This is a genomic window from Acinetobacter johnsonii, from assembly GCF_048551975.1.
Lineage (GTDB): Bacteria > Pseudomonadota > Gammaproteobacteria > Pseudomonadales > Moraxellaceae > Acinetobacter > Acinetobacter johnsonii_A.
On record NZ_JBIMCF010000070.1, the window covers coordinates 1 to 1,193 of the forward strand.

Here is a 1,193-nt window from a genome sequence, read left to right on the forward strand (position 1 = left end):
CATGGCTAAGGCTAAGTTTGAACGTAATAAGCCACACGTTAACGTGGGCACAATCGGTCACGTTGACCATGGTAAAACAACTTTAACAGCTGCAATTGCAACTGTATGTGCGAAGAAATTCGGTGGCGAAGCGAAAGACTACGCTGCAATTGACTCTGCACCAGAAGAAAAAGCACGTGGTATTACAATTAATACTTCACACGTAGAATACGATTCTCCAACTCGTCACTACGCACACGTAGACTGCCCGGGCCACGCCGATTATGTTAAAAACATGATTACTGGTGCTGCTCAGATGGACGGCGCGATCCTTGTATGTGCTGCGACTGATGGTCCAATGCCACAGACTCGTGAACACATCCTTCTTTCTCGTCAGGTTGGTGTACCTTACATTCTTGTATTCCTTAACAAGTGTGACCTTGTTGATGATGAAGAGCTTCTTGAATTAGTAGAAATGGAAGTTCGTGAACTTCTTTCTACTTATGATTTCCCAGGTGATGACACTCCAGTTATCCGTGGTTCAGCTCTTCTTGCACTTAACGGTGACGCTGGTAAGTATGGCGAAGAAGCAGTTGTTGCGCTTGTTGACGCACTTGACACTTACATTCCAGAGCCAGTACGTGCAATCGACCAAGCATTCTTAATGCCAATCGAAGACGTATTCTCTATTTCTGGTCGTGGTACAGTAGTAACTGGCCGTGTAGAAACTGGTATTGTGAAAGTAGGCGAAGAAGTTGAAATCGTTGGTATCAAAGATACAGTTAAAACAACTGTAACTGGCGTAGAAATGTTCCGTAAACTTCTAGACGAAGGCCGTGCGGGCGAGAACTGTGGTGTTCTTCTACGTGGTACTAAGCGTGAAGATGTACAACGTGGTCAAGTACTTGCTAAACCAGGTGCAATCAAGCCGCACACTAAATTCGATGCAGAAGTATACGTACTTTCTAAAGAAGAAGGTGGTCGTCACACTCCATTCCTTAACGGTTACCGTCCACAGTTCTACTTCCGTACAACTGACGTAACTGGCGCGATCAAATTACAAGATGGCGTTGAAATGGTTATGCCTGGTGACAACGTAGAAATGTCAGTAGAATTAATCCACCCAATCGCAATGGACCCAGGTCTACGTTTTGCGATCCGTGAAGGTGGTCGTACAGTTGGTGCTGGTGTAGTTGCTAAAGTAACTGCATAAT

Annotated in this window: 1 protein-coding gene; it reads left to right on the forward strand. The window is 45.0% G+C overall.

All coding sequences use genetic code 11. The annotated features are described in order from the left end of the window. The first annotated feature begins 1 nt into the window (after window position 1). The gene (gene tuf / locus ACG9ZB_RS16655; protein WP_419326797.1) at window positions 2–1,192 is read left to right on the forward strand and encodes an elongation factor Tu; all 1,191 of its coding nucleotides are present in this window, start codon (window positions 2–4) and stop codon (window positions 1,190–1,192) included. Window position 1,193: the final 1 nt, after the last annotated feature.

What these genes read in the sequence shown, in the direction of transcription:
- tuf (WP_419326797.1), top strand. Translation starts at nt 2, where the DNA reads ATGGCTAAGGCTAAGTTTGAACGTAATAAGCCACACGTTAACGTGGGC.